At 70.1% G+C, this 25,380-nt stretch carries 31 protein-coding genes; 12 read left to right on the top strand and 19 right to left on the bottom strand.

What is annotated here, in order from left to right; all coding sequences use genetic code 11:
* Positions 1–8 precede the first annotated feature (8 nt).
* Complete coding sequence (locus tag ACQP0U_RS23940; protein WP_433310999.1) at positions 9–1,610, bottom strand: glycosyltransferase 87 family protein; 1,602 nt, start codon at positions 1,608–1,610, stop codon at positions 9–11.
* A gap of 203 nt (positions 1,611–1,813) precedes the next feature.
* Between ACQP0U_RS23940 and ACQP0U_RS23945 the strand changes: the two genes are divergently transcribed.
* The 3 genes from ACQP0U_RS23945 (at position 1,814) to ACQP0U_RS23955 (ending at position 4,136) form a co-directional block, all read left to right on the top strand.
* Positions 1,814–2,485: a class I SAM-dependent methyltransferase gene (locus ACQP0U_RS23945; protein ID WP_433311002.1), complete on the top strand. Its 672-nt coding sequence runs from the start codon at positions 1,814–1,816 to the stop codon at positions 2,483–2,485.
* 107 nt (positions 2,486–2,592) lie between these two features.
* Positions 2,593–3,462, top strand: a complete 870-nt coding sequence (locus ACQP0U_RS23950; protein ID WP_433311005.1) for a DUF4397 domain-containing protein — start codon at positions 2,593–2,595, stop codon at positions 3,460–3,462.
* Positions 3,459–4,136 (top strand): class F sortase, encoded by a 678-nt coding sequence (locus ACQP0U_RS23955; RefSeq protein ID WP_433311008.1) that lies wholly within the window; start codon positions 3,459–3,461, stop codon positions 4,134–4,136. The genes ACQP0U_RS23950 and ACQP0U_RS23955 overlap by 4 nt, the downstream gene beginning before the upstream one ends.
* Before the next feature lies 1 nt (position 4,137).
* Here the strand turns inward: ACQP0U_RS23955 and ACQP0U_RS23960 are convergent, their stop codons facing one another.
* The 5 genes from ACQP0U_RS23960 to ACQP0U_RS23980 all read right to left on the bottom strand — a co-directional run bounded on the left by ACQP0U_RS23960 (position 4,138) and on the right by ACQP0U_RS23980 (position 7,792).
* Positions 4,138–4,488, bottom strand: coding sequence for a DUF2203 domain-containing protein (locus tag ACQP0U_RS23960; protein ID WP_036412622.1), 351 nt, complete (start codon positions 4,486–4,488; stop codon positions 4,138–4,140).
* Positions 4,489–4,629: 141 nt separating this feature from the next.
* A complete protein-coding gene (gene proC / locus ACQP0U_RS23965) occupies positions 4,630–5,448 on the bottom strand; it encodes a pyrroline-5-carboxylate reductase (protein WP_433311011.1) in 819 nt (272 codons plus the stop codon).
* 73 nt (positions 5,449–5,521) lie between these two features.
* Positions 5,522–6,550: a 6-phosphofructokinase gene (locus tag ACQP0U_RS23970; RefSeq protein ID WP_091408060.1), complete on the bottom strand. Its 1,029-nt coding sequence runs from the start codon at positions 6,548–6,550 to the stop codon at positions 5,522–5,524.
* 162 nt (positions 6,551–6,712) lie between these two features.
* Entirely contained in the window at positions 6,713–7,216 is a 504-nt protein-coding gene (locus ACQP0U_RS23975) for a pyridoxamine 5'-phosphate oxidase family protein (protein ID WP_433311014.1), read from the bottom strand.
* Between the two features lie 78 nt (positions 7,217–7,294).
* Positions 7,295–7,792, bottom strand: a complete 498-nt coding sequence (locus tag ACQP0U_RS23980; RefSeq protein ID WP_112582786.1) for a polyadenylate-specific 3'-exoribonuclease AS — start codon at positions 7,790–7,792, stop codon at positions 7,295–7,297.
* A gap of 269 nt (positions 7,793–8,061) precedes the next feature.
* On the opposite strand from ACQP0U_RS23980, the gene ACQP0U_RS23985 reads away from it, so the two are divergent.
* The gene (locus ACQP0U_RS23985) at positions 8,062–8,754 is read left to right on the top strand and encodes a Crp/Fnr family transcriptional regulator (RefSeq protein WP_091407574.1); all 693 of its coding nucleotides are present in this window, start codon (positions 8,062–8,064) and stop codon (positions 8,752–8,754) included.
* Positions 8,755–8,935: 181 nt separating this feature from the next.
* Here ACQP0U_RS23985 and ACQP0U_RS23990 read toward each other — a convergent pair whose 3' ends face one another.
* Entirely contained in the window at positions 8,936–9,193 is a 258-nt protein-coding gene (locus ACQP0U_RS23990) for a hypothetical protein (RefSeq protein WP_084597913.1), read from the bottom strand.
* Between the two features lie 137 nt (positions 9,194–9,330).
* Between ACQP0U_RS23990 and ACQP0U_RS23995 the strand changes: the two genes are divergently transcribed.
* Positions 9,331–12,822, top strand: coding sequence for an AAA family ATPase (locus ACQP0U_RS23995; RefSeq protein ID WP_433321080.1), 3,492 nt, complete (start codon positions 9,331–9,333; stop codon positions 12,820–12,822).
* 27 nt (positions 12,823–12,849) lie between these two features.
* Here ACQP0U_RS23995 and ACQP0U_RS24000 read toward each other — a convergent pair whose 3' ends face one another.
* The 3 genes from ACQP0U_RS24000 to ACQP0U_RS24010 form a co-directional block, all read right to left on the bottom strand.
* Positions 12,850–13,542 (bottom strand): lysophospholipid acyltransferase family protein, encoded by a 693-nt coding sequence (locus ACQP0U_RS24000; protein WP_433311017.1) that lies wholly within the window; start codon positions 13,540–13,542, stop codon positions 12,850–12,852.
* Between the two features lie 402 nt (positions 13,543–13,944).
* Positions 13,945–15,105 carry a hypothetical protein gene (locus ACQP0U_RS24005; RefSeq protein ID WP_433311020.1) on the bottom strand — a complete coding sequence of 387 codons (1,161 nt, stop codon included), beginning with the start codon at positions 15,103–15,105 and terminating at the stop codon, positions 13,945–13,947.
* A gap of 25 nt (positions 15,106–15,130) precedes the next feature.
* Positions 15,131–15,454: a hypothetical protein gene (locus ACQP0U_RS24010; RefSeq protein ID WP_433311023.1), complete on the bottom strand. Its 324-nt coding sequence runs from the start codon at positions 15,452–15,454 to the stop codon at positions 15,131–15,133.
* Between the two features lie 81 nt (positions 15,455–15,535).
* Here ACQP0U_RS24010 and ACQP0U_RS24015 point away from each other — a divergent pair, with 81 nt between their 5' ends.
* Both ACQP0U_RS24015 and ACQP0U_RS24020 read left to right on the top strand, forming a co-directional pair.
* A complete protein-coding gene (locus tag ACQP0U_RS24015) occupies positions 15,536–15,751 on the top strand; it encodes a helix-turn-helix transcriptional regulator (RefSeq protein ID WP_433311026.1) in 216 nt (71 codons plus the stop codon).
* Positions 15,752–15,909: 158 nt separating this feature from the next.
* Positions 15,910–16,458, top strand: a complete 549-nt coding sequence (locus ACQP0U_RS24020; protein WP_433311029.1) for a hypothetical protein — start codon at positions 15,910–15,912, stop codon at positions 16,456–16,458.
* 141 nt (positions 16,459–16,599) lie between these two features.
* Here ACQP0U_RS24020 and ACQP0U_RS24025 read toward each other — a convergent pair whose 3' ends face one another.
* The 9 genes from ACQP0U_RS24025 to ACQP0U_RS24065 all read right to left on the bottom strand — a co-directional run bounded on the left by ACQP0U_RS24025 (position 16,600) and on the right by ACQP0U_RS24065 (position 22,249).
* Positions 16,600–16,791, bottom strand: coding sequence for a hypothetical protein (locus ACQP0U_RS24025; protein ID WP_433311032.1), 192 nt, complete (start codon positions 16,789–16,791; stop codon positions 16,600–16,602).
* Positions 16,792–16,793: 2 nt separating this feature from the next.
* Positions 16,794–17,126 carry a hypothetical protein gene (locus ACQP0U_RS24030; protein WP_433311034.1) on the bottom strand — a complete coding sequence of 111 codons (333 nt, stop codon included), beginning with the start codon at positions 17,124–17,126 and terminating at the stop codon, positions 16,794–16,796.
* A 3-nt stretch (positions 17,127–17,129) separates the two neighbouring features.
* Positions 17,130–17,408: a hypothetical protein gene (locus ACQP0U_RS24035; RefSeq protein ID WP_433311037.1), complete on the bottom strand. Its 279-nt coding sequence runs from the start codon at positions 17,406–17,408 to the stop codon at positions 17,130–17,132.
* A gap of 821 nt (positions 17,409–18,229) precedes the next feature.
* Positions 18,230–18,634 carry a helix-turn-helix domain-containing protein gene (locus tag ACQP0U_RS24040; protein WP_433311039.1) on the bottom strand — a complete coding sequence of 135 codons (405 nt, stop codon included), beginning with the start codon at positions 18,632–18,634 and terminating at the stop codon, positions 18,230–18,232.
* Positions 18,635–18,865: 231 nt separating this feature from the next.
* Positions 18,866–19,933: a hypothetical protein gene (locus ACQP0U_RS24045; protein WP_433311042.1), complete on the bottom strand. Its 1,068-nt coding sequence runs from the start codon at positions 19,931–19,933 to the stop codon at positions 18,866–18,868.
* Between the two features lie 55 nt (positions 19,934–19,988).
* Entirely contained in the window at positions 19,989–20,219 is a 231-nt protein-coding gene (locus tag ACQP0U_RS24050) for a hypothetical protein (protein WP_433311045.1), read from the bottom strand.
* A 208-nt stretch (positions 20,220–20,427) separates the two neighbouring features.
* Positions 20,428–21,804 (bottom strand): AAA family ATPase, encoded by a 1,377-nt coding sequence (locus tag ACQP0U_RS24055; RefSeq protein WP_433311047.1) that lies wholly within the window; start codon positions 21,802–21,804, stop codon positions 20,428–20,430.
* Positions 21,801–22,034, bottom strand: coding sequence for a DNA-binding protein (locus tag ACQP0U_RS24060; protein WP_433311050.1), 234 nt, complete (start codon positions 22,032–22,034; stop codon positions 21,801–21,803). Before ACQP0U_RS24060 ends, ACQP0U_RS24055 begins: the two co-directional genes overlap by 4 nt.
* The gene (locus ACQP0U_RS24065; RefSeq protein WP_433311053.1) at positions 22,031–22,249 is read right to left on the bottom strand and encodes a helix-turn-helix domain-containing protein; all 219 of its coding nucleotides are present in this window, start codon (positions 22,247–22,249) and stop codon (positions 22,031–22,033) included. The genes ACQP0U_RS24060 and ACQP0U_RS24065 overlap by 4 nt, the downstream gene beginning before the upstream one ends.
* Before the next feature lie 524 nt (positions 22,250–22,773).
* Between ACQP0U_RS24065 and ACQP0U_RS24070 the strand changes: the two genes are divergently transcribed.
* The 5 genes from ACQP0U_RS24070 to ACQP0U_RS24090 all read left to right on the top strand — a co-directional run bounded on the left by ACQP0U_RS24070 (position 22,774) and on the right by ACQP0U_RS24090 (position 25,341).
* Positions 22,774–22,941 carry a hypothetical protein gene (locus ACQP0U_RS24070; RefSeq protein WP_433311056.1) on the top strand — a complete coding sequence of 56 codons (168 nt, stop codon included), beginning with the start codon at positions 22,774–22,776 and terminating at the stop codon, positions 22,939–22,941.
* Positions 22,938–23,081, top strand: coding sequence for a hypothetical protein (locus tag ACQP0U_RS24075; RefSeq protein ID WP_433311059.1), 144 nt, complete (start codon positions 22,938–22,940; stop codon positions 23,079–23,081). Before ACQP0U_RS24070 ends, ACQP0U_RS24075 begins: the two co-directional genes overlap by 4 nt.
* Complete coding sequence (locus ACQP0U_RS24080; RefSeq protein WP_433311061.1) at positions 23,078–23,725, top strand: hypothetical protein; 648 nt, start codon at positions 23,078–23,080, stop codon at positions 23,723–23,725. Before ACQP0U_RS24075 ends, ACQP0U_RS24080 begins: the two co-directional genes overlap by 4 nt.
* Positions 23,726–23,791: 66 nt before the next feature.
* Positions 23,792–24,088, top strand: a complete 297-nt coding sequence (locus ACQP0U_RS24085) for a hypothetical protein (RefSeq protein ID WP_433311064.1) — start codon at positions 23,792–23,794, stop codon at positions 24,086–24,088.
* On the top strand, positions 24,085–25,341 hold the full coding sequence (locus tag ACQP0U_RS24090) for a tyrosine-type recombinase/integrase (protein WP_433311067.1): 1,257 nt from the start codon (positions 24,085–24,087) through the stop codon (positions 25,339–25,341). Before ACQP0U_RS24085 ends, ACQP0U_RS24090 begins: the two co-directional genes overlap by 4 nt.
* Positions 25,342–25,380 lie beyond the last annotated feature (39 nt).

Consider the following 25,380-nt stretch of genomic DNA (forward strand, 5'->3'; position numbering starts at 1 on the left):
CCAACCTCCTAACGGGTGGTCGTGCGGAGGGCGGCGGCGAGTTCGTCGTCGTAGCTGGCGATCGGCTGCCCGTCCGAGGCGTACGCGACGAGCCGACCGTGGGCCATCGTCGCGGACCGGAACGAGAAGGTACGCGAACCCGGGTACGCGGCGAGCAGCGGGATGGCCCGAGGTGCGCCACCCGGTGCGGAGTAGTACTCCAGGCGGGTCACCTGCGGGGAGACCACGCCGTTGACCCGGACCTTGGTCTTCTCGGCCCGCGTGCCGAAGGTGACCGGCGCGTCGGTGGCGTACTCGGTGCATTCGGCCGGCCCCCGGCAGACGAAGAAGTATCGCGGGTTGACCACGTCGTCGAGGCTGTACGCCTTGAAGGTGGGGTCGGCACCGGCCGGCAGCGGTTGCACGGCGAAGAACGCGACAGCCACCGTGGCCGTGACGCCCACCCGCAGCCAGGCACGGCCGGCGGCCGTCCGTCTGCTCGTGCGCTGGGCGGCGACGGCGACACCGCCGAAGCCGACGAGGCACAGGAGGCACACCCCGACGGCACGGGCGTTCTCGAAGAGGAACTGCACCCCCGGCCGCGTCGAGACCGGGCTGAGCACCGCGCCCAACGAGACGACCATGGCGACGAGCAGCGCCGCACCGGCGGCCCGCTGGGTGACGCCGGACGCGCCGATCAGCAGCATCGCGGCGAGCACCGGCCACACCTGGTGGTGGGTCCAGGACACCGGGGACGCGGCCACTGTGGCGCAGCCGACGAGGACGGCGGCGTGCCCGGGGCGACAGTGCCTCGTCAACTGGCGGGCCCGCAGCAGCGCCGCCACGCAGATCAGTGCCACCAGGCCGGCCCAGAGCAGGGGCAGCGCGGTCTCGTCGACGCCGACGCGCAGCAACATTCCGTGCAGGGACTGGTTGCCCAACGAGGCCAGATTGCCGATGCGCGACGTCTGCCGCACGGTCTCGGTCCAGTAGGCCCAGCTCTCCCCGGGCAGCACGATCGCGGCGAGCCCCGCGCAGGCCACGAACGTGGCCGCCGACCGGCCGGCGTCGCGGTAGCGCCCGACGGCGAGGAAGTAGACCACGAACAGCAGTGGGGTGAGCTTGATCGCCGCGGCCACCCCGACAAGCGTCCCGCGTAGCCGGGGCGGGACGACGCCAAGCCCGTCGAGCAGGGCCATCAGCACGATGAAGATGCTTACCTGCCCGAAGCGTAGGTTGCTCTGCACCGGCGCGGAGAGCATCAGCACGGTGGCCGCCAGCGCCACGACGAGCTGGCGCCGGGACTGTCGGGTGGTCAACGCGACACCGACGGACCCGGCGATGGCGACGACAGCCGCGCACGTCGCCACCAGCCAGATCCCCTGGAGTACGCCCTCGCCGACGGCGGTGATCGGCAACAGCACGAGAGCGGCGAACGGCGGATAGGTGAACGGGCCGCCGTTGGCCGCCACATATCCGTACAGCGGCCTGCCGGCGCGCAGGTCGGACAGCGCGCCGTAGTAGATGTGCAGGTCGGAGAGGCGATCCGGACGGCGCAGGACGAGCACACAGGACACCAGCGCGACGACGACGAAGGCCGCCCACGCCAGCGCCACCCGGCGATCCCGCATCGCCCGAGAATAGGCGACCGCGATGGCCCTCGTGGGACCCGCAGAGGCGGACGTGGGGCTCCGGCCGGTCAGGTCGTGGAGTCGAGCAACGGCTGGTCGGCAACGCGGGCCACCCGATGTGCCAGTTCGGCGCGCAGTCGGTGGACGTCTGCCCTCGGAAGAACGGGTGTCGCGGGACGGGTGTCGATTCGTAGCCTCAGTGCATGGCAACGGCGGGCAGGCCGGCGTACGACGCCCACGCGGACTGGTACGAGGGGTTCATCTCCGGCGGCGGCGACTATCTGCGGCGGGTGCACGCGACGGTGGCGGACCTGCTCGGCACGGGCGAGGGGCCATGCCTCGACATCTGCTGCGGTACCGGCGCGCACGCCTCGGTGCCGACGGGTCTGGGTTGGACGCCGGTGGGCGTGGACCTGTCCGGCGGGCAGTTGCGGCACGCGCGGAGGCGGTTGCCTGTGGTCAGGGGTGATGCGGTCGCCCTACCGGTCGCCGACGCGTCGGTGCCGGCCGCGACGTGTGTGCTGGCCAGCACGGACCTGCCCGACTACCCGGCCGTGCTCCGCGAGGTCGCCCGGGTGCTGCGCCCCGGCGGACGTTTCGTGCACGTGGGTGTGCACCCGTGTTTCGTGGGCGCGTTCGCCGACTGGGGACGGCATCCGAGTGTCGTCGTCGACGCGCGGTACGCCGACCGGTCCCGCAGCTTCGACAGTTGGAACACCAGCGGCGTGCGGGTACGGATGGGTGCCTGGCACCTCCCCCTCGCCGACCTGGTCAACGCGACGGTGGCGGTCGGTCTTCGGCTGGTCCGGGTCGTCGAGGCGGGCCCGGGCGGAGTCCCCGACCTGTTCGGCCTCCTCGCCCTCCGCGATCGGTAGCGGCAGCCGGCAAAAACATCGCTGTGGCAACTTGCGCCACAGTCCTGTTCACGGGACCCTGTTCTCTGGGTTGCCGCCCGCTCACCGAACGTGCCCCCGGAGGCGACATGCACACGCTCCGTACCGTGCCCCGCCGGCTGCTGGCCGGCTCCGGCGCGCTCCTGCTCACCGCCGCCCTCGCCGCCGCCGCCATCCCGGTTCCGGCCAGCGCCGCGACCGGCGCGGACACCGTCGGATACGTCCGGCTCGCGCACCTCTCCCCGGACACCCCGGCGGTGGACGTCTACCTGGCCGCGCCGGGCGCGGCGAAACCGCGGGTCTTCAACGGGGTCGCCTACGGCGTGGTCTCCGACTACCTCGAACTCGCCCCAGGCCGGTACGCGGTGGCGATGCGCGAGGCCGGCGCGCCCGCCAGCGATCCCCCGGTGCTCACCACCGAGGTCGCGGTGACCAGCGGCGACGCCTTCACGGTGGCCGGTGTCGGCCGGTACGCCGACCTCGGCCTGCGGGTGCTCAACGACGATCTCAGCGCCCCCACCGACGGCCGCGCCAAGGTGCGGGTCGTGCAGGCGTCGGTGCGGACCCCGGTGCTCGACGTGGCCGCCGCCGACGGCCCGATGATCGCCGACGCGGTGCAGTTCGCCACCACGACGGACTACCAGCAGGTCGAGCCGGGCAGCTGGCGGCTGAAGCTGACGGGCGCCGGCGGGCCGAGCACCGACGCCGAGGTGCGGCTCACCGGCGGCGCGGTCTACTCGTTGCTGGTGCTCGACGCGAAGCAGGGCGGGCTCACCGCCGAGCTGCGCCGCGACGCCGAGGGCGGCACCGTCGTCCCGGCCGGCGGGGTGGACACCGGCGCCGGAGGCACCGCCGGGGCCGGGCTCGACGCGTACCCGGTGGTGGCCGGCGTGCTGGCCGCGGCGGCCGGCGCGGTGGCCCTGCTGCTCTGGCGTCGGCGGCGGCGCACCACCTGGTGAGCGCCGGGCCCGACCCGTCGATCCGGCGCCACCGTGACCGCCGGATACCGCTGGCCGCGCTGGTCGCGGCCGGCGCGGCGGTCTGCCTGGCCGCCGGCACCGGGGTCGGGCTGGCCACCACCGGCCCGCCACCGCCGGTGGCGAGCTGGCACCCCGGCTGCGGCGACGACTGCCCGTCGATGGCCGCCGCGCCCGCGCCACACGGTCCACCCACGCGGGTACGCGTACCGCGCATCGGCGTCGACTCACCGCTCACCGTGCTGGGCCTGGACCGCGCCGGAGCACTGATTCCGCCGACCGACTTCCACACCGCCGGCTGGTACGGCGGCGGCCCGGCCCCGGGCGACACCGGCCCGGCCGTACTCGCCGGGCATCTGGACTCACGACGCGGCCCGGCTGTCTTCGCCCGGCTCGGCGAGCTACGGCCCGGTGACCACGTGGAGGTGTGGCGCGGCGGGCATCTGTTGTCGTTCCGGGTGACCGGGTCGCTGCGTACCCGCAAGGACCAGTTCCCGACGGCAGTGGTGTACGGGCCGACGCCCGGCGCGGAGCTGCGCCTGGTCACGTGCGGGGGCGACTTCGACAGGCGGCGGGGCCACTACGTCGACAACGTGGTGGTGTTCGCGGTGACCGAGGCCCCCGACCCGGTCCTGCCGGAATCCGCGGCGGGCTGAGTCAGAGGGGACGGCGGCCGGCGAAACCGCACTCGGCCCGGTGGTACCAGCGCACGTCGGAGTCGCCCTCCAGCCAGCACCAGAGCACGGCGCGGCCGGCCCGCTCACCGGGGAAGTCGAGCAGCACCGGGGCGATGCCCTTGACCTGGATGTCGTGCTGGTGCAGCTCGTCGACGACGGCGTGCAGCCGAGCCTCCAGCGCCTTCACCTCGGCCAGCCCGCCGAGCGCGCTGACGCCGTGGTCGGCCAGGTCGGCGCGTAACTCGGCCAGGTCAGCCCGGACCCGGATCAACTCGTCGACGCGCGGCTGCAGAGTGGCCACCAGGTGCCGGGCCTGGGCAAGTGTGAACACCGGGCCAGTATGCGGCACGCACGGCCCCGCGACGTGCCCGGAACGCTTCAGCGCGATGCGCCCGAACGCTTAGCGCGAGGCGCCCCGAACGCTCCAGCGCGATGCGCCCCCGAACGCTTCGGCGCGATGCGCCCCGAACGCTCAGTCGGCCTGCGCCGCCAGCTCGCGGGCGCGATCCCGGGCGGCCTCCAGCGCGGCGAGCAGCGCCGCGCGTACGCCGTGCTTCTCCAGCTCGCGGATCGCGGAGATGGTGGTGCCGGCCGGCGAGGTGACCGCCTCGCGCAGCTTGACCGGGTGCTCGCCGGAGTCGCGCAGCATCACCGCCGACCCGATCGCGGTCTGCACGATCAACTCGTGCGCCACCTGGCGGGGCAGCCCGAGCAGGATCCCTGCGTCGATCATGGCTTCGACCAGCAGGTAGAAGTAGGCCGGGCCGGAGCCGGAGAGCGCGGTGACCGCGTCCTGCTGCGACTCGGGCACCCGGATCGTCTGGCCGAGCGGCTTGAACATCTCCTCGGCCAACGTCAGGTGCGCCCCGGTGGCGTACGCGCCGGCGGAGATCGCGGTCATCGCCTGGTCGACGAGCGCCGGGGTGTTGGTCATCACCCGCACCACGGGGGTGCCGTCGGGCAACCGGCTGTTGAAGAAGCTGGTGGGCAGGCCGGCGCAGAGCGAGATGACGAGCTTGTCGGCCGGCACCTTGGGGCCGATCTCGTCGAGGAGCGCGGCGGCGTCCTGTGGCTTCACCGAGACCGCGAGCACCGCCGCCTCGTCCACCGCGGTCAGGTTGTCGACCACCCGTACGCCGTAGCGGGCGGTCAGCTCCTCTGCGCGAGCGGGCCGGCGGGCGGTGGCCAGCAGCCGGTCGACCGGCCATCCCGAGCGCAGCAGCCCGGAGAGCATCAGCTCACCGATCTTGCCCGCGCCGATCACCGCGACCGTGTGCACCTCGGTTGCCACGTCGGCAGGTACCCCCCTCGCCTTGGGTCGTGGCGCGGCGGACCCGCAGGCCCGCCGCGCCGCCGACCATCGATCAGCTGCCGAAGAAGACCTCGGCCTCGGCGTACCGCTCCAGCGGCACGGTCTTCAGCTCGCGGGTGGCCTCCGCGAGGGGCACCCGGACGATGTCGGTGCTCTGCATTGCGACCATCTTGCCCCAGTCACCGTCGTTGACGGCGTCGATGGCCTGCAGGCCCAGGCGGGTGGCGAGCACCCGGTCGAAGGCGGTCGGGGTGCCACCGCGCTGGATGTGGCCCAGCACCACGGTGCGGGCCTCCTTGCCGGTCTTGGCCTCCAGCTGCTCGGCGAGCCACTGGCCGATGCCGCCGAGGCGGACGTGGCCGAACGAGTCGAGCTCCTGGTTGGCGAGGACCATCTGGCCGTCGAGCGGCTGGGCGCCCTCGGCGACCACGACGATCGGGGCGTACTGGTGCTGGAAGCGCTTCTCGACGTAGCCGGCCACCTGGTCGACGTCGAACTGGCGCTCGGGCAGCAGGATCACGTTGGCGCCGCCGGCCAGGCCGGCGTGCAGGGCGATCCAGCCGGCGTGCCGGCCCATCACCTCGACGACCAGGGTGCGGTGGTGGCTCTCCGCGGTGGTGTGCAGGCGGTCGATGGCCTCCATCGCGATGTTGACAGCGGTGTCGAAGCCGAAGGTGTAGTCGGTGGCGCCGAGGTCGTTGTCGATCGTCTTCGGCACGCCGACGACGTGCACGCCCAGCTCGTAGAGCTTGGTGGCCACGCCGAGGGTGTCCTCGCCGCCGATCGCGATCAGCGCGTCCACGCCCTGGGCGGCAAGGTTGTCCTTGATCCGCTCGACGCCGTTCTCGATCTTGAACGGGTTGGTCCGGGACGAGCCGAGGATGGTGCCGCCGCGGGGCAGGATGCCGCGGACGTCGGCGATATCCAGGGGCCGGGACAGACCCTCCAGCGGGCCCTTCCAGCCGTCCCGGAAGCCCACGAACTCGTGACCGTAAGTGGCGACGCCCTTGCGGACCACCGCCCGGATGACCGCGTTGAGACCGGGGCAGTCGCCGCCGCCGGTGAGCACGCCGATACGCATGATCCGCTCATCCTCCTGGAGCATCAGGTAAAGCCCGATTTGCCCCAGGATATGTGTCAGGTCAGACCATCGGCGCCGTTGCCGGCCCGGGGCGGGCCGTCACTGCGCACTGTAGTCGGCCCGCTGGTACGACGACAGCGCGCCCCGGCCACCCGCCCCCGGTCAGTAGGTCACCTCATGGTTCTCGCCGACGTTCGGTGGCCGGCCGGTGACCGCGGCCTTCGCGTAACCGAGCAGGTTCACCACGCTGCTGCTGGGCGAGTCCCAGTACTCGGCGGAGCTGGTGTGCACCTTGATCAGCGTGAGACCGGGGGTGTCCAGCCCGTCGGGGAACCACGCCTTGAGCAGCGGGCTCCACAGCCGCTCGGCGCGGGCCCTGTCGAAAGCCTCGGTGGCGGTGCCGGAGATCGACACCCAGGCGTTGTGCTTCTGGTCGGAGAAGGCGACGTTGACCTCCGGGTTCACCCGGATCTGGCGGACCTTGGCCGAGTCGGCGTAGGCGAAGAACCACAGCTCGCCGTCGAACTCGGCCTCCTGGAGCCCCATCGGTCGACTCACCTGCCGCCCGTCCAGGGCAGTCGTGGTCAGCATGCAGATCCGCGCGGCCCGGGCCAGGCCGGTGACCCGGGCGCGTGCCTCCGCGGCGCTGGTCGGCTGGTCGCTCATGGCAATCTCCCTCGGCTCGGCTGGTCGAACCGATGCCCGGGACAGAACCGGTCAAACCTACAGCGGCGCGGCCACCACTCAGCGGGCGGTCATCGCCCGCCAGCGGGCCAGATTGTGCCGGGCATCGACCAGAGCATCGTGCCGCGCCGCGTCCGCGTCCGGCAGGGGTGGCCTACCACGATCGTCCCAGAGCTGCCGCAGCTCCTTGGTGTAGCGGGGAATCTCCCGGGGCAGCGCCGGCATCGCACCCCAGAGCTGGGCGAGCACCACGTGGTCGTACGCGGCGAACCAGGCCCACAGCTCCAACTGCTCCCCCGGCCGGTCCCGGATCGGCTCGACCAGGAAGTCGTACAGGTCGTCGCGGATGCGCTCACGCGAGCGCCAGGCCCGGTCCGCCGGGGAGGGCAGCTTGTCCAGCACGTTGCGTCGGACCCAGGGCACGGCGCGGGAGTCGTCGAACTCCGTGGAGACCGCGTAGAACTCGCGGCCGTACTCGTCGACGACACCTATCGAGACGAGGTCGACGGTCGTGCCGTCCTCGATGAACTCGCAGTCGTAGAAGTAGCGGTAGACCATTCCGGGCATCCTCGCCCACCGCCGCACGGCAGTGCCCGGCGGGGCCCACCCGGAGGTGGACCGAGCCGCGGCGACACCTCGTGAACGGCACATCACAGCTCGTGACGGTCACGGAAGTGCTTCGAGGGGTGTACAGCAAGCGACCGGACCGTCATGATCTGATGTGTACCGCTACCGGACGCCGAATCGGTGTCAGTTCACCTTGTCGGGGCCCATCAGGTTCGCCCGGTGAGCGAGTTGTGGTCCATGACCGGGGGAGGGGTTGGGCCGTGGAGGTTCGCCTGCCAGAGCCGGGTGACGCGCTCACGGGTGTTGAGATGTTCGCCGGGCTGGAGCCCGAGGTGCGGCAGCGCGTCATCGCTGCCGCTGTTCCGCGTACCTACCGGAAGGGCCAACTGCTCTTCGTGGAGAACGACCCCGGCGAGTCGCTGATCGTTCTGCGTCGCGGCGCGGTGGCAGTGTTCCGCACCGCCCCCACCGGCGAGCGGGCCGTGCTGTCGGTTATCCGTCCGCCGGACGTGCTCGGCGAGGTCTCCCTGCTCGACGCGTCCACCCGGTCCGCCTCTGCGGAGGCCATCGAGGACTGCGCGGCGCTCGCGCTCTCACGGGGCGCGTTCATGGAGCTGGTGCACTCCAACCCACGCATCCTGGACGCGGTGATGCGCTCACTGGGCGGGTTGATCCGCCGGCTCACCGAGCAGAACGCCGACCACGTCTTCCTCGACCTGCCCGGTCGGGTGGCGAAGACGCTCGTCCGGTTGGCCGGCGAGAGCCAGGCACCGATGATCACGATCGAGCTCAATCAGAGCCAGCTGGCCGAGATGGCGGGTGGTTCCCGGCAGAGCGTCAACCAGGCGATCGGTTCGTTCGCAAGCCGTGGCTGGCTGCGTACCGAGGGCCGCCGGATCGTGGTGACCGACGTGGCCGCGCTGCGCCGCCGTGCCGGCATGGCCGACCGCTGACCTACCGGCCCGTCCTGACGTCGTCGCCAACCAGATCTTCGATGTGGACGCCGCCACCGACCAACGTTGGCCCGGACGCACGAGTGACGCCGGCTACCCGTGGCAGCCGGCGTCACCTATCACGCGAAGCAGAACGGGTGCGGTCGGCGGACCCACCGGCCCGCCAGCCGCACCCGGACGATCAGTTCTCCGTGCTGTCGGCCGGCGGCGCACCCGGCCCCGGACCGATCTTCTTAGGGTCGGTCGGCTTACCAGCCGTGGACGTGCTCGACGAGGTGGTCGTGGTCTCCCCCGACCCGCCCGACTGGCCCTCAGGCTCTTCCACCATGCCCTGCTCCTCCAGTTCGGCGAGAGTCACCGCATCGACGTCGATCGTGTCGCCCGGAGCCCACAGCGTGCCACCCGGATCGGTCCACGAGGCGGACAGTCGTACCTGCACGGCACTCTCCCTGACATGAAACTTCCTGGTACGGAACACTAACCCCGACCGATCGATGACGTCGCCCGTCCGCACGTCGGGTACCCGACTTGGCGCATCGGACGCGATACTGACCTCTTTCGCCCACGGAGCTGAACATCGACCTCAAGTGTGGACACTGCGCCCGCGCGGCCGGGCCGGACGACCGCTTCTGCGGCGGGTGTGGCCAGCCGCTCGGGGTCAACTGTGCGCACTGCGGGCACGCCAACAGCACCGAGGTCAACTTCTGCACCAGCTGCGGTCAACCGCTGCGGGACCACGTCGTCGCGGTGCAGGAGGACCGGCGTCAGGTCAGCGTGCTCTTCGTCGACATCGTGGACTTCACCAGGTACGCGGAGCGGGCCGACCCGGAGCAGGCCCGCGGTCTGCAGCAGACCTACTTCGCCACGGTGCGCCGGATCGTGCACCAGTACGGCGGGGTGGTCGAGAAGTACATCGGCGATGCGGCGATGGCGCTGTTCGGCGCGCCGGTGGCCACCGACAACGACGCGTTGCGGTGTGTACGCGCCGGCCTGGAGCTGCAACGGAGCCTGGCCCGCCAACCCGCCGGTCCGCAACCGCCGCTGGGCTTCCGGGTCGGCATCGCGACCGGCGAGGCACTTGTCGACCTCTCCGCCACCCGTGACGGTGGGCAGGCCTTCGTGACCGGAGACGTGGTCAACACGGCCTCCCGCCTGCAGGCGTTCGCCCCATCGGGCGGCGTCGTCGTCGACGAGAGCACCTGGTCGGCCACCCGACACGAGATGGAGTACGCCGACCAACCACCTGTCACCCTGCGCGGCCGGTCCGCGGAGAGCCGGATCTGGCTGGCCGTCCAGGTGCGACCACACCGGGACCCGCGCGCCGCCGAGCTGACGCCGATGGTGGACCGCGAGCACGAACGCGGCCTGCTGGTCAACGCGCTGCACCGGATGGTGACCGAGCGGACCTCCCAGTTGGTGACGGTGTTCGGCCCGGCCGGCGTGGGCAAGAGCCGGCTGCTGCGCGAGCTGGCCCGGCACGCCGGGAGCCTGCCCGGCCCGCCGATCACCTGGCTCGTCGGGCAGTGCCCGCCGTTCGGCGAGAACGTCACCTGGGCCGCGTTGTCGGACATCGTGAAGACCTGGGTGGGTGTGCCGGAGGTCGACGACCCGGCCGCGCTGCGCGAGCGGCTGCGGGCCCGTCTGGGGCAGCTCGCCGACCCGCACGCGACCCGGCTGGCCGAGGCGCTCGGGCCGCTGATCGGCGTCCCCGGCGAACGACTCACCCCCGGTGAGACCGAGGCCGCCTGGCGGCGGTTCCTGCTCGCCCTGGCCACCACCGGCCCGACCGTGCTGGTCTTCGAGGACATGCACTGGGCGGACCAGGCGATGCTCGCCTTCGTCGAGCAGTTGGGCGCGACGGCGCGCGGCGTACCGCTGCTGGTCGTCGCGACCGCCCGGCCGGAGCTGCGGGAACGCAACCCGGCCTGGACCGGCACGATCAGTGGCGCGATGTCCATCTCGGTGCCGCCGATGCACGACACCGACATCGACACGCTCTACTCGCTGCTCCTCGGGCAGGCGACGCTGCCGTCCAGCTCGCGTACCCCGCTGATCGAGTTCGCCGACGGCAACCCGCTCTACGCCCAGGAGTACGCCCGGATGCTGCTGGACGGCGGCCTGCTCGACGCGGTCGGCCCGACCCCCCGCCTCGACCTCGACGGTGGCGCGGAGATGCCCCGCACCGTGCAGGCGGTCATCGCCAACCGGCTCGACCTGCTGGACCCGGCCGACCGGGCGGTGCTCCAGGCCGCCGCCGTGGTCGGCGTGGTGTTCTGGGCCGCGCCGGTGGCGATGGCGCTGGGGCGGCCGGTGGAGTGGGTGGAGCGTGCGCTGGACCGCCTGCAACGTCGCGACCTGGTGTACGAGCAGAGCACGTCGACGATGCCCGGCCAGTCCGAGTACCGGTTCCGGCACATCCTGGTGCGCGACGTCTGCTACCAGCGGCTGCCCAGGGCCGAGCGGGTGCTGCGCCACCACCGCACCGCCGACTGGATGGCGCAGCTGACCGACGGCCGGCAGTACGACCTGGCCGAGGTGCTGGCCAACCATCGCTGGGCGGCGCACGAGATCGCCCGGACCGTCGGGCTGGACACCGCCCCCTATGCCCCGTCGGCGCGGGCCGCGCTGCACCGGGCGGCCCGCCGGGCGTACGAGCTGCACGCGCTGGACACCGCCGCCTCGCTGGTCGGCCGGGCGCTGGCCCTGGATGTCGGGCCGGACCCGGCGTTGGACCTGTTCGACGCCGAGCTGGCGTTCTATCGCGACGGTGACGCCTTCCTGGTGGCGGGGGGCACGGACACCCTGACCCGGTTGGCCGAGCGGCTCACCGCGAGCGGCGACCGGACGGGGGCGGCGCGCGCCTGGACGCTGCTCGCCACCGCCGCGTGGAGTCGGGCCGACCGTTCGACGACGCTGCACTGCCTGGACCAGGCGATCGGGATCTACGGCGACCTGCCGGACAGTCAGGAGAAGGCTGGCGCCCTGCTGGAGCTGGCCCGGGTGCACATGCTGAACGCGGAGACCGACCCGGCGTGCACCGCGGCGCGGGCGGCGGAGTCCCTCGCCGAGCGGCTCCAACTGCGCGAGGTCCAGGCCAACGCGCGGATCACCCTGGCGGTGGCGCGCTACCTGGCCGGTTCGGCCTCGGCGTTCCCGGAGCTGGCGGAGGTGACCGAGCACTGCCGGGTGGAGCGGCTGACCAGTCGACGCCGCGCGGTGCAGAACCTGGCCTGGGCGTTGCAGGAGGAGGGCGACCTGGCCGGCTCGGCCCGGCTGGTCGACGAACAGCTCACCCTCGACCTGGGTGGCGAGCACAGCCTGGCGACCAGCTTCGCCGACAAGTGGGCACGGTCGTACTACGCGGGTGACTGGACGGCGGCGCTGGCGATGGCTGCGGAGTCGACCCGGCGGCCGACCGCGGAGTGGGATCTGCACATCGTGGCGGTCTCGGGTTGGATGCGCGGGCTGGCCGGAGCCGAACTGGTCGGAACCGCTGGACCCGACGAGACCGCTGAGCCCGACGGGGCGGGTGGGGATCTGGTCGAGCAGGCGCTGGTCGCGGCGCGGCGCACCGGATTCCACCGGGTGCTGCGCTCCACCCTGGCGCACGCCGCCCTGTGCCGGGCGGTGCAGGGCCGCCGCGACGAGGCGATGGCGCTCCTCACCGAACTGGACGAGGACTGGCAACGGACCAGGATGATTCCGTTCGCGGAGTGGGTGCCGGCCGTCGGGCACGTCGCCGGGGTGCTCGGCGCGGACGCGGCCCGGCTGGTCCGACGGATGCTCGACCGGGCGCCCCGGATGACCCCGTGGGCCCACGCCGCCGGTCAGGTCGCCGACGCCACCCTGGCCCGGCACGCCGGGGACGCCCCGACGGCGGCGAACCTGCTGCGCTCGGCGTCGGCGAGCTACGCCCGGATGGCCGACGTGACCGACGAGGTCATCACGCTGGCGCTGGCCATCGGCCCACTGGCCGGGACCGACCCACCCGCCGCCGCGGCGACCCGCGCCCGCCTGCACGACTTCGCCACCCGTCACCACGCCCCCGCCCTGCTCCACCTGCCCTGACCGCAGACCGGGCCGGCACGGCGGCGCTCAGGCGGCCAGCGGCGCGGGGACGGGGTCCTTGAGCTTCTGGGCGTAGATGTCGACGTACTCCCGACCGGAGAGCTCCATCAACTCGTACATGATCTCGTCGGTGACCGCGCGCTCGACGAACCGGTCGCCGGCCAGGCCGGCGTAGCGCGAGAAGTCCAGCGGCGCGCCGAACCGGATCCTCACCCGGTCGATCTTGGGGATGAGCTTGCCCGGCGGCTGGATCTCGTCGGCGTTGAGCATCGCCACCGGCACCACCACCGCGCCGCTCTCCAGGGCGAGCCGGGCCACCCCGGTCTTGCCCCGGTAGAGCCGCCCGTCCGGGGAGCGGGTGCCCTCGGGGTAGATGCCTGCCACTCCCCCGGCACGCAGCACCTGCAACTGGGTGTCCAGGGCTGCGCGCGCGGCCCGGCCGCCGGAACGGTCCACCGGAATGGTGCCGGTGCCGACGAAGAACATCTTGGTCAGCCAGCCCTTGAGCCCCTTGCCGGTGAAGTATTCGGCCTTGGCGACGAAGGTGACCTTCCGGGCGGTGATCAGCGGCGTGAAGATCGAGTCGGAGAAGGAGAGGTGGTTGCTCGCCAGGATCACCGGACCTGTCGCCGGCACGTTGCGCAGGCCCTCCACCTGCGGGCGGAAGATCAGCTTGAGCAGCGGACCGAGGATGACGTACTTCAGCAGCCAGTAGAGCACCGGCGTCCTTTCCCGTGGTGTGCCCGCGACAGCGCCAGCCGTCGTCGCCGACGAGCCTACGAAGCGAGCGCTCTCGCCACAACGGACGAAACCCCGGGGCCGACGCATCGACCCCGGCCCACTGAGATCGCACTTGTCGCGCAAGAACGGACAAAGGAGCCCCGCCGCGACCTGCGGGAGTAGCCGTGACTTTGGAAGACGCGACACAACGCACTCCCGGAACCATGCCCTGACGTGTCACGATTCACGGGGCGTCTGCCGTCCGGCCCGGTCCGGCTCCGTCCGGCTTAGGCCGTCTGACTTCGGCCCCGTCGCTCGGCGATCCGGCTCCGTACGGCTCCGTCGCCGCCCGTCCGGCTCCGTTCCCTAGCTCTGGCCCTAACGGCTAGGTGCGTCCTTCGATCAGCTCAGGCCCTGGTTGTAGATGTCGAGCACGACCTTCGTCACCTGAGCCAGGTTGTGCAGGTTCTCCGGAGCACCCTCCAACAGATCCTTCGCGCGGCCGATCAGCCCTTGGACCCAGCTCTTGTTCGGCTCAGTCTTCGCCGCCTCCCGCTCCAGGGCGGTGGCGACCTCCTCATACTCGGGCTGCTGCTCGGGCGGGAGGAGCTGACCGAACTCGCGAAGGGCCTTCGCGAAGATCGCGAGCGCCTCGACCTCGTTGGTGTTGGTCTGGCTCTGGGCAACGTCCCGGTTCGCCACTGCGAGCTGGCCGCTGTTGTTGCCCATGATCGTGATGTTCACGCCAGCCCCGTCCCCCCGGTTCAAGTAGTCCACGACACCTCCATACTGTTCGATGCACTCGGTCCCGGCCGGCTCGATCGTCGGGGTCTCGTCGGTCTCGGCCAACAGCCGCCGCTCCCGGAGGAACTGGACCGCACCCACCAGGTCCGCCGCGCCGAACAGTTCCCCGTTGAACCAGCCGTACGGGCTGGCCGCGATCTCGGCGATCTCGGTCGATTCACCGTTGGCGTCCCGCTCGTACACCCATCGCAGGACCGCGTCCCGGCAGGCCATACGGCGAGCACGGCTGTCCTTGCGACGCTCCAACCGGGCCACCGCCTCGGTACGGCCGATCTCGGTGAGCTTGATCATCCGGTCAAGGCCGCTGCCACCCATCAGCCTCATCTCATCGACGCATCCCCTGCCCTTGAGGAAGTCGATTGCCACGTCGATCTGCGGTTCGGCCCGAGGACGGAAGTCGCCCAAGCCGAGCTTGTCGATCAACGAGCCGATGGCCGACGGATAGCCATTCCCGTTCTTCGAACCCTCGTAGACCCAGTCAACGATCCAACCTGCGACGAGTTCCAACTCCGACCCGGTGACCGACCCCCCGCCGGCACCGTTGCCGCCGCCGCTGGCGATGCCCCCGCCCCCGGCGATCTCCCCCTGGACCGGTATCCGGACCGGGTACTTGTCGAGTTGCTTCTGCAGATCGCGCTGCAAGTCCCGAAACCCCTTCCGGTTGGGCTTGAAGCTATTGCCCACCTTTGCCCCCTCGGCGTTGGCCACATCGACCGACCACGCTACCTGCACGGTGCGACAAAAAAACTCGCCGTCCACATCAGTCGGGGCAGGACAGCCCGCCCTACATCGACCGCCGCCGCGACAGATGCCGGCGCACCTGGCGCACGGTCGACGGCTCCGAGTACAACGCCGCGTTGATCGCACCGAACGCCACCCCGGGAGCCCGCTTCGCCCGTTCAAGGTCTTCGGCCACCCGGGCGATCAACGCCAACCGACACCGCACATCGATCAACTCCCGCCGCGAGCACTGCAATGCGGTCTCCAAACCCTTGACCCGCTCGCGCAACCACTCCAGTTCGGTGCCCTGGTCCACGTGCCGCTCCCTCCAGTCGGTGGTGAGGTGGGCGACCACCCGCCGGGTCTCGGGCCTCCGGACGGTCACCACGGGATTACTTTGGCCACCCGAACGGGTCTGCGCAAGTAGGTAGACCCATTCCGGCAGAAGCGTCGCCAATACGGTCCACCTGTGGGTGAGGTCCCGGGGCCGCTGGTCGGTCCACACGAGCTGCAAGAGCTGCTCGGCGTGAGCCGCACCCGGATGCGCCAGCTCGTGCGCTACCCGACCTTCCCCGAGCCGTTCCAGCGCCTGCATGGCATGACCGTCTGGCTGCGTGCCGACGTTGAAGCGTGGATCACCGAGCATCGGCCACCCCGAGTCACTGACGGCGACGAAGCCGAGTAACAGCCAAATCCGCCTCGGAAGCCCTCCCCCGCGCCGCGCCGCCCGACCCCGCCCTGACACCCCGCCGGGCGGTGGGAGGCCGCCGGGAGCCACGGGAGACCCCCACGACGACCCGGCCGGAAGCGCAGGGGTTCGTCGGCAAGGGCGAAACTGGAGAGATGGAAGCAACCACTCCCTTGTGGGTGCCGATCGTCGTGGCTGCGGCTGGCGTCGGTGGCACCGTGACCGCAGCTTGGCTCACCCAGCGTGCAAGCAAGAAGCGGGAAGACGAGCGGTGGCGAAGGGAACGAGAGATAGACGATATCCGCTGGCAGCGCGAGAGGGCCGATCGGCTTCGCGAGCTGCGGATCAAGCTCTACGTAGATCTGGCCGAGTACTCGCAGAACTTCGAGGAAGCCTTGAGTGCGGTCACCGACGAACTTGGCATCACCAAAGCCAGAGGAGCAGACGGCCTAATCCACCACGAAAAGCTCACCGCACAGGTCAAGCTTCTAGCCCCGAGATCCGTACGGGATGCGTGGTACCGGCTGCGCCAGTCGGAGGAGAGCGTGTACTGGGAGCTGTACGAAGGCAGTCCGAACCACACTCCCCAGGGCCAGCCCTACTTGGATGCTGACAGCCGATTCATTATCGGCATACATCGAGACCTGTCCGAGTTGCAGTCTTGCCTCCGTGCCGCGATGGCTGACCCGGATCTGTCGGACTGATCCCAGGAGATCTCCCCGGCGGGCAGACGCAGATCGTCCAACCCATGCGGGACGGGACAGGTAGACCGCCCTCCGGCGACACAGACCGGCCCCCGCCCTGCTGGAAGAAGCAACAGGGACGGGGGCCGGAGTCTGCGCCGGTCAGGAGGTCGTGTGCTGCGTACCCTCGACCGTCTTGGTGTGCGCCGCCCGGCCACGGGCATCCGCCGCGTCCTTGGCCGACCGGTCCCGCTCCAGCGCCCGACCCGACGCCGCGACGTCCTCCGTCGGCTGGACCTTGCCCAGCGGGGTCGCCCTCGCCGAACGCTGCCCGCCCCGAACAACCTTGCCCATCGTCACCACTCCTCGTCGTCTTGCACCCGGTCCAACGGGCGGCTGCGCTCGGCCGCCTTGACCACCCACGCGGGGTGTTCGTCCCCCGGACCATGGCTGGCTCGCGGCTGCTTCGCCGCCACCTCCTGCGCCCACGCCCGGCCGTCCTCGCTGCTGCCGAGCATTCGACGCATCCCGTCTTCCTGCTCGGCTTGGTGCCGCTGCGCCAGATCAGCCGCCGACGGGTACAGCCGCTCCAGCTCCTGCTGCCGCTCGACCGCCCGCTGTCGGGTCAGCTCCTCCTGCTGCCGCTGGCTCAACGGCGGCGGGGTGTACCTGCTTCTGGTCTTCGGCATCGCTCAGACCTCCTGCGGGGCGAGCGCCCACTCGGCCAGGGACCGCACCCGGCGGACCTCGGTCAGCTCCGTGTTCAGGTTGGCGATCCGCAGCGCCACAAACTGGTCGGGAACCTCGCGCTCCTGGGCGCGGCGGTTCTCGCACTTCGGCTGCTGCAACTCGGCCATCTTCGCTTCGACCAGCCGCCGCATCTGCTGCGCGGTCGCCAGCTCGGCCACCAACTCCTGCTCCCGGGCGGTCGCCCAGTCGAGGGCGGCGGTCGCGTCGTCTTGCACGCTCACCTGTGCCTCAATTCGCATGTAGTTCGATTGGGTGTTGGGTGGTTGCCCCTGGGCGACGTGGCGAGGGTGCGAGTCGGGCGGGCTCTGTTGAGCCGGGCCGATCGGCGTTCTGGGCACGGTCTGCGGTTCGGGCGGGGGCCGGTTGTCGTCGTCGCTGCGGGACCCCCGCCGGGCCTGGGCGGTGGTGCGGCAGCGCTCCGGGTCGACTTAACCGGGTTCGTACGTCTGTGCCAATTCTACCGTAGCGTCGGGTTGGTACGCACGGGCCGAACTGGTCATCGACCCTGGGGTGGTACACCGGTCACCGTCGCCGACTGCCCGGGACGGTGTCGATCGAGTCGATGAACCCTGCAGGGCGGCGGGGTCGCTTCTTCGGTGGGGTCGGTGTGGGGTCTTCCGTGGTCTCCGGAGCCACAGGAACCGGCTCCCGGGGGTCAGGGCGGGTTCCGCCCGCCGAGCGCTCCGGAACGGCCTCCCGAGGCTTCGGCCTTAACGGTTCCGGCGCGGGCTGCGGCGGCTCGGCCGGAGTGCCCGGCAACGGCGACCACGCCAACCCGGCCCGCAGCTCCGCTTCTCGCTGCCCATGCACCTGCTTCGCGTCGGCCACCAACCCGGCCAACTCCCGCGCCGCCCGCTTCCGAGACGCCTCCGTGCACGGCTTCCTAGGCTCCACGAACCGCCCCGGATCCGGACGGCCCTCTCGCACCGCCACCTTCCGCTGCGCCTCGTACAACATCGTCACCAGCTCCCGCTCGACCTCCTTGCGGGTCGCCCACCAATCCGGGCAGGTCAACCCGCAGACGTCATGCGTCGTGCGCCGGTTACTTGGCAGAACGAGCGGCATCGAGCAACTCCTTAGCGTTGTCGATCTCCAACGTCGCGATCAGATGCGACGGCCACCTCGCCCCGAACAGATCCGTCCGCTGCCGGTCGCACTGCAACACCAACCCGAGCACCCGCACCCGCTCATTCACCGACAGGTTCGGCAGCTCCAGCAGCCGGTAGGCGTGCCGCAAGACCGCGTCAATCTGGTCTTCCGACCGCCGCCGGACCTGCTCGGTCGTCTCCGACCCAATCCGCTCCAGAGCGCTCTTCAACCGCCGGTCAACCGACCGCCGACTGATGCCCATCTCCGCCGCGATCTCGTCCAACGCGATGCCCTTGCGGCGCAACTCCAACGCCCGAAGCTCCTCCGTGGCGCGCTCCAACGCGGTCCTCGCAGCCACTTTGCCCCCTCTCAAGATCAACTTCCGCGTCAAGAAAAACACACCCGGCCGCCACCGATGGGCACCCCGAACCCTGCCGTGCAGGGGCTCCTGACACGTCCGACCCGTCCTGACCTGCGGCGGGAACCCCGCCGCTAGGGCGAGCGCTAGGCCAGATCCTGCTCGGACCCGCCACAGAGGGGCACCGACCAGGCCCCGGCGGGCGGCCTGCGGAAGGCCGGCAGCAGCTTCCTACGGCGAGGGTTGGATCGAGTCCAGCCAGTCGAAGAGCTGGGTCGCGGCGAGTATGAGTTGGTCGCACTCCTCGCGATCGACCGGCTCGCCCCTATGCGCGATGTTGTTCCGCAGGGCGCTGAGCCGCTTGATTTTCCTGAACAGCGCTTGGTTCGACAGCCTGAGGGATACGCCGAAGGCTTGTTGGTAGAACTGGTCGACGATCTTGTCGAGGTCGGACATCCCGCCGAGCCCTTGGCGACGCTCGGGTTTGGCTCGCTCGATGGCGACTCGCTTGGCTTTGACCTCACAGGCGATGGCGGCAATCAGCACGGCTCGCTGGGCATCGACGGTGTCAGCTCCGCTGGCCAGGAACCGCGCGTCAGCGAGCAAGGCTTCCGCTGCGGGTGGGTCGCCGGTGAGCACCTGATCACGTGCATGGTTGAGCTGGTCGGCGGAGAGCGCGAGCCCTCCGTGGCGCACTATTAGCGACTGCCGGGTGCCGAAAGCCAGGAAGCCGACCCCTGTGGCTTCGTCAACCAAACGGCTGCGGCCGTACTGCTGCGGAATCTCGGCCGTGATGCCCAGCCAGGGCTGTCCTGCGATGGTGCGGACGTGTGCCAGCCACGCATGGGTCAGCCGTTCGGCTACATCGCGGCCACGAGTCCAGAGCTGCTCGACTTTGCTCTCGTACTCCTGGCGTGAGCTGGCAGTGTCTGCGCTGGCTTGCTCCCGCGCTTTGATCCACTGATCCCTGTCTTTCAGCCAGAGATCACCGTCGAAGGCGACGCGAACTTCGACAAGGTGCACGACGGCGGCGGCGTGGCTGCCGCTGCCCGAAAAGACGGGCGCTGCGGTGATGGCCGGATGTGGTTCGACTTCCGGTTCGTCGTCTCTGGCGAAGTCGTCGGGGTGACGGGGCAGGGTGAGGGTGGCGTGATACCCCTCGAAGTCCCACGTGTACTGGCTGCCCAGGGTGCTCGGCTCTACCCACACGCCTCGTAGTGCGAATCGAATGATGGTCGCGAGCCGGTTGTCGGTAGTGCCGGCCTGTTCCGCGTCCCGGTCCGGTTCCGTAGTAGTCACGGTTCTAGTTTTTCAGGTTGGCGTTGGCGCCGGGATCGTGCGGGGCTGCGCCTGGTCAGTGTTGGGTGATTTCGGCGATGCGGTTGGTTGGGATGGCCAGTCGGGTGGTGGTGGGTTGCACGGGTCGTCGGTACCAGTCGTGTTGTTGGGCGTTGTGGAGGATGACCCAGCCGGGGGTGAGTTCGTAGGTGGTGCAGGTGTACCAATCGGTGGTGCGGTGGGTGTCTCGTCGGGGTCGGTAGTGGAGGGTGAGTCGGAGTCGGGGTTGGGTTCGGGTTTTGGCCATGGCTCACGGTCCTTCTTCCTGGTCGTTGGTGTCCACCGCCAACGCCGGGGGTCTTAAAAGAACCCCCCCGGACGTTGGTGGGACGTTGGTGGCGTTGGTTGGTGCGTTGGTGCCTCTGACCGGCGTCTTGTTACCTGCCGTTGGAGGCGTTGGTTCATAGATTGGTGTCTACGTTGGCAGTGACCAACGTGTCACTATGGATGCCGATCTATGGACTCCAGCCGAACCCGAGCCCGTCTTGCTGGTAGCCGGTGGACACCTTCATTTGTGGCGCGGCGACGGGCGAGAGGGTGAAGCGGTCGAGCTTGTCCACCTTGTCCTTGTGCGTCATGGCCGTTCCCTGCTCGACCAACCGCTTGAGCTTGTTACGAGCGTTCTCCATGTCGCGCTTGACCGGCTTGTCTGTGCCCGACCAGAACCGGGCCGCGTCGGCGACCGTGATTCCTTCCCGACCACTGTTCCTGAGCAGGTCCGTGATCCCGAGGACCACCCGCGCGCCGATCTCGCCGGTCGCGTGGTTGATCGTCAGGTCTTGGGGCTGGATGAACCCACCGGGCGACTTCAACTGTGTGAGCCGAACCTGAGTGCTGCCCGCCTCGCCCCAGAGGCACAGGACCGAACCGGCACCGGCCGTCAACCAGCGGCTGCCGTAGACGTCCTCGATCGTGTTGGGGGTCTTGTTGTCGTCGCTGGCCTTGCGGTTGTGGTGGTCCTCCACCCACTCGATCCCCCGGGCGATCGCCTCCTGCCGGGCGCTGTTGTACCCGTTGGCGGCTTCCTCGTTGCTCGGCTTTGGGCAGACGTCCTTGAGCGAGTCGATGAAGATCGTGGTCGCGCCGTGGGACTGGGCGAGGTCGGCCAGGGCGTCCTTGTCGACCGTCACGTCGAACGGCAGCGGCCCCTTGTGCACGATCAACCGCTCCTTGAGGACCTCCCGCTGCTCCGGCTTCCGCAGCCGCCGCATCGCCCGTTTGATCTGCTTTGGCCGGTCCGCCGCGACGTAGAACACCTTGCCGGGGCTAGCCAGCACCGGCAGGTCCATGACTTGGTCGACCAAGCCGATCCGGGCGAACACGAGTTGGTGCGACAGGGTGGATTTGCCGACGCCGTTCGGGCCGAAGATCATCAACGGCTCCCCGACCGCCCACAGCGGGATGTCGGCGGTACCCCAGACCGGAGTGTCGTCGCCCTCGTCTTCCTCCATGAACGCCCAGCCGTCGAGCAGCCGGAGCTTCCGCTGAGAGGCGGCTGCGCTCATCTGCTCGGCGTTGAACTTCTTCCGGGCGACGTCCCGTCCGCAGAGCTTGAGGTACTCCTCGGCCGCGATCTCGTTGATCCGCTGGACGTTGGCCAGTCGCTTTGCCTCGTCCAGTTCGGCCCTCCGCGCCTTGAGGGTCTCCTCGTCGGGTCCATCGACGTCCTCGAACCCGTAGCCCTCTGCCGTGGACGTTTGCGCTGGTAGAATTGATCTTGCCTCGGTCTCACCTTGGTTGTCGTGTGGGGTGTTGGTCCAGCTGGCCCTCAGGTTGTCGTCTCCGGTGGCGGCTTCCTGGGGGCTTTCTGCTGCCTGGGGACGGTCGTTCACCGGGCACCCCCGTCCGGGGCTTCGGTGGCCTCTCCGAGCGCCCGAAGCAGCGCGGCCCGGGTGACGACCAGCCGACGGCCGAGCCGCAGGACAGGGACCGGGAACGCACCTTGCCGGGCGAGGTTGTAGGACAGGTCTCGGCCGATCCCAAAGCACCTGCCGGCTGTGGGCAGGTCGACGGTCACGCGGAAGGCGCGGACGTCGTCAGCGGTGGGGACGTCGACGTTCACTCGGCCACCGCCTCGAACAGGTCGCCGACCTGGCAGTCGAGCACTTCGGCGAGCTGGAGCAGGGTGAGCGCCTTGGGCGACCGGTGCCCGTTCTCCCACTTGCTGATGTTGGTGTATTCGGTGTCGAGCTTCCGCCCGAGGGTTCTGAGCGATAGACCGGCAGCTTTCCGCCTGGCGCGGAGTTTGCTGCCGCTGAATGTGCGTCGTGTTGCCATGGAGGGTCTCCCGAAGTCGGTTCGGGAGCGTGCTTGCCGAGACCCCTACGTCGTCCTTGGGTGACCGTCCTTGTGGCTCGACGGGCAGCTCGACGTGGGGTGTTGCGCTCGGCAGCGGCGTCCGTTGTTCCGCAGGACGCTCTCTCTGGTCCGACGCTGGCGGGAGGCCGCTCGTTTGGGCTCGCCACTCTTTTGGACCGCTGACGCTCAGTTGGCCTTACGACAACCAGTAAAGCAGTCCTCGCCGGTCGCAAACCATGTTCGCTAGGCCACGCACACCGCGTGCCGCGCCGCGTGTTCTGTTCCACGTGAAACGGGCAAATCGCTCCGCATTAAGAGGTGGCGTCGCCCACAGACCGGACGAACTTCTCCCCTTTGTGACAGACCTATCGCGCTGCTATACCGCCCATAGATTGTGCGTTGACGTGCTCTAGTGGTGGGATTTTTCTGCGGGGCTCTTGTCGCCTACCCACCCTGGGCGGCAAGGGCTCCGCAAATAGAACCCAATTCGAGGAGCCCTCAAAATGGACCCAGAACCGCGCAATGACGCCAAGGTGTTGCTGCTGCTGCCCACCCCCATGAAGACCGACCTCGAACAACTCCGCCACCAGGACCGACGGCCGGTCAACTTCCTGATCCGCGAGGCGATCACCGAGTACCTCGCCCGCCGCAACCAGGAGACCGCGCAGTGAAGGCCGATCCGCGCGACTGGCTGGCCGAACGGGTCGCCGCCGCGCTCGCGCTGCGGCCCGAACCGCAGCCCACTTCGGCCAGGCCGGCGACGGCCCAGCCCACCCCCACCGTCGACCTTCGCCCCAGGGGCAACAGTTGACCAAGAACGTCCTCGACATTTGGCGTCAGCCTTTTGTCTCCCCCTACACCGAGGCTGAGTTAGCCAAACAGGCTGCCGAATGCCGACGTCGTTTCATGGCTGGTGAGCGGATTGCCGACATTGCACGGGCAGTGGGGCTCGGCTATTCGACCACCGCCAGCCGGATCGGTCAGGACGTGCGTAGAGCCCGCCTGGCCGCGATGGAGTGGAATGGGGCTCGCCCGGCGGTCACGGCGGAAGAGATCGACGACTGCGTCCGCCGATTCGAGGCGGGCGAGGGCATAGCTAGCCTCGCCATCGCTTTCGAGGTGATCCCGTCCAAAGTGAGGGATTGGGTGGGACCGGACCGCCTCGCGGCGCGCCAAGCCGTGATTGCCGAGCACCGTGCGGCGGTCGCCAATAACGCAACCGGGGGTCGCCTGGTGTTTCGTCTTGCCTCGTCAGAGGCTCGCCGGAACAGATTCGCCCCCTACGGCGCGAGCGAACGAGCCGAACAGGCCGCCAGATGTCTTGCGCTGCACCGACAAGGCGTCGGCATGAAGGCCATCGCACAGCAACTCGGCATCGACATGGGAACCGTCGGCAGGCGGCTCAAGGAAGCCCAACGCAACACCGACCAGGCACCAACCGCGCAGCCCCAATAGAAGACGGCCCCGGGACGGTGCACCACCACCAACCCGGGGCCTTGACCGCCTAACAGGAGGCGACCCGTGGACAACCTACCCACCAGCACGAACTACCCAGTCCCCCGCCACGAACCCGACCACCGGCTGTCGTACGGCCTGCTGCTCGACCTGCGGGTCGTCCTGCTGCGACACGGCTACCCCGAACTGACCAGCGCCGACCTCGCCGACCTGCTCACCGCCATGGACAGCTTCATCTACGGCCCCCGACCGGCAGCCGCCGAGTACGGGCACGACCAGGACACCCCCGCCGGGCAGCCCCTCCCGGCAGGAGTCGAAGGCACCCCGATCAGCACCCGCGAGAAGAGGAGGAACCAGCGGTGAACCGGCCGTTCGTGTACCGCCAGCAGAAGATCGCCGGGGTGTACCAGCGGTGCAACCGCGACTGCCCTGCCAACAGGTGCGCCGAGCACCGTTGGGCGTTCCACATCGAGCTGCCCGCCGGGCCGGACGGCCGCCGCCGGCAGGTCACCAAGGGCGGGTTCCAGACTGGGCGGGAGGCGATGAAAGCCCGCGAGGAGGTTGGGACCGCCGACCGGGACGGGAAGATCAGCGCGAACCCCCGGACGACCTTCGCTGGTTGGTCCGCCGAATGGTTGGCCGGGAAGATCGAACGGGGCGAGCTGAAACCGTCCAGTGCCCGAGCGCACACCGACGCCCTGCGGCTGCACCTGGTCCCCCAGCTCGGCCGGTACAAGCTGACCGAGCTGACCGGGTACCACCTGACCCGGGCGTACGGGGCGATCCTGCGGGACCGGCGGGCGCAGGTCGAGGAGGCGACCAAGAACGGCCGGAAGGTCCCCCCGTCGATCTCCCCCGCCAGCATCGTCCGGATGCACGGGGTGGTGTCGGGTTGCCTGCGGAGCGCGGAGAAAGCCGGGTTGGTCCCCCGGAACGTCGCCCCGCACGCGGAGCTGCCGACGTGGCGACCCACCGAGGTCCGCCCATGGACCCCCGACCAGGCCCGGCTGTTCCTCGACTGGCTCGACCGGCAGTCCGACCGCCTGGCCCCGTTGATCCACCTCGCGGTGCACACAGGGCTGCGCCGGGGGGAGCTGCTCGCCCTCGGCTGGGCGGACGTCGACCTGGACACCGGGACAGCCCGGGTGTGGCGGCAGCGGGTGACCGTCGCCGGGGCGGTCTCGGTGGTCGACCACCCGAAGACCCGGTCGGGTGAGCGGACCGTCCCGCTGTTCCCTGGGACGGTCGCCGTCCTGCGGCAGTGGCGGGCGCAGCAGAACCGGGAACGCCTGCAGTGGGGGCCAGCTTGGAACGACGAGGGCTGGGTGTTCACCCACGAGGACGGGAAGCCGCTGTTCCCGGACACGGTCGGGCGGGTGTTCGCGAAACGGGCTCGGCAGGCCGAGCTGCCGCCGCTGCGGTTCCACGACCTGCGGCACACGTTCGCGTCGATCGCGGCCGACGCGGGGGTGCCGATCGAGATGCTGTCGAAGGTGATGGGTCACGCAAACGTCCGGACGACCTTGCAGCTCTACGCCCACCTGTACCCGGAGACACACCGCCGGGTCGCCCAGTTGGTGGGTGAAAAGCTCGCCAGCAGGGCCGCGACCGGCTAGTTCCCTAACGCTCCCCTAGCAAGAACGGACAAAGAGCCC

This window comes from Micromonospora sp. CA-269861 (assembly GCF_050948505.1).
Lineage (GTDB): Bacteria > Actinomycetota > Actinomycetes > Mycobacteriales > Micromonosporaceae > Micromonospora.

What these genes read in the sequence shown, in the direction of transcription:
- ACQP0U_RS23980 (WP_112582786.1), bottom strand. Translation starts at nt 7,792, where the DNA reads ATGGTCTACCGCTACTTCTACGACTGCGAGTTCATCGAGGACGGCACG.
- ACQP0U_RS23970 (WP_091408060.1), bottom strand. Translation starts at nt 6,550, where the DNA reads ATGCGTATCGGCGTGCTCACCGGCGGCGGCGACTGCCCCGGTCTCAAC.
- ACQP0U_RS24025 (WP_433311032.1), bottom strand. Translation starts at nt 16,791, where the DNA reads ATGGGCAAGGTTGTTCGGGGCGGGCAGCGTTCGGCGAGGGCGACCCCG.
- ACQP0U_RS24065 (WP_433311053.1), bottom strand. Translation starts at nt 22,249, where the DNA reads ATGGCAACACGACGCACATTCAGCGGCAGCAAACTCCGCGCCAGGCGG.
- ACQP0U_RS23950 (WP_433311005.1), top strand. Translation starts at nt 2,593, where the DNA reads ATGCACACGCTCCGTACCGTGCCCCGCCGGCTGCTGGCCGGCTCCGGC.
- ACQP0U_RS23975 (WP_433311014.1), bottom strand. Translation starts at nt 7,216, where the DNA reads ATGAGCGACCAGCCGACCAGCGCCGCGGAGGCACGCGCCCGGGTCACC.
- ACQP0U_RS24030 (WP_433311034.1), bottom strand. Translation starts at nt 17,126, where the DNA reads ATGCCGAAGACCAGAAGCAGGTACACCCCGCCGCCGTTGAGCCAGCGG.
- ACQP0U_RS24020 (WP_433311029.1), top strand. Translation starts at nt 15,910, where the DNA reads ATGGAAGCAACCACTCCCTTGTGGGTGCCGATCGTCGTGGCTGCGGCT.
- ACQP0U_RS24070 (WP_433311056.1), top strand. Translation starts at nt 22,774, where the DNA reads ATGGACCCAGAACCGCGCAATGACGCCAAGGTGTTGCTGCTGCTGCCC.
- ACQP0U_RS23940 (WP_433310999.1), bottom strand. Translation starts at nt 1,610, where the DNA reads ATGCGGGATCGCCGGGTGGCGCTGGCGTGGGCGGCCTTCGTCGTCGTC.
- ACQP0U_RS23945 (WP_433311002.1), top strand. Translation starts at nt 1,814, where the DNA reads ATGGCAACGGCGGGCAGGCCGGCGTACGACGCCCACGCGGACTGGTAC.
- ACQP0U_RS24050 (WP_433311045.1), bottom strand. Translation starts at nt 20,219, where the DNA reads ATGGCCAAAACCCGAACCCAACCCCGACTCCGACTCACCCTCCACTAC.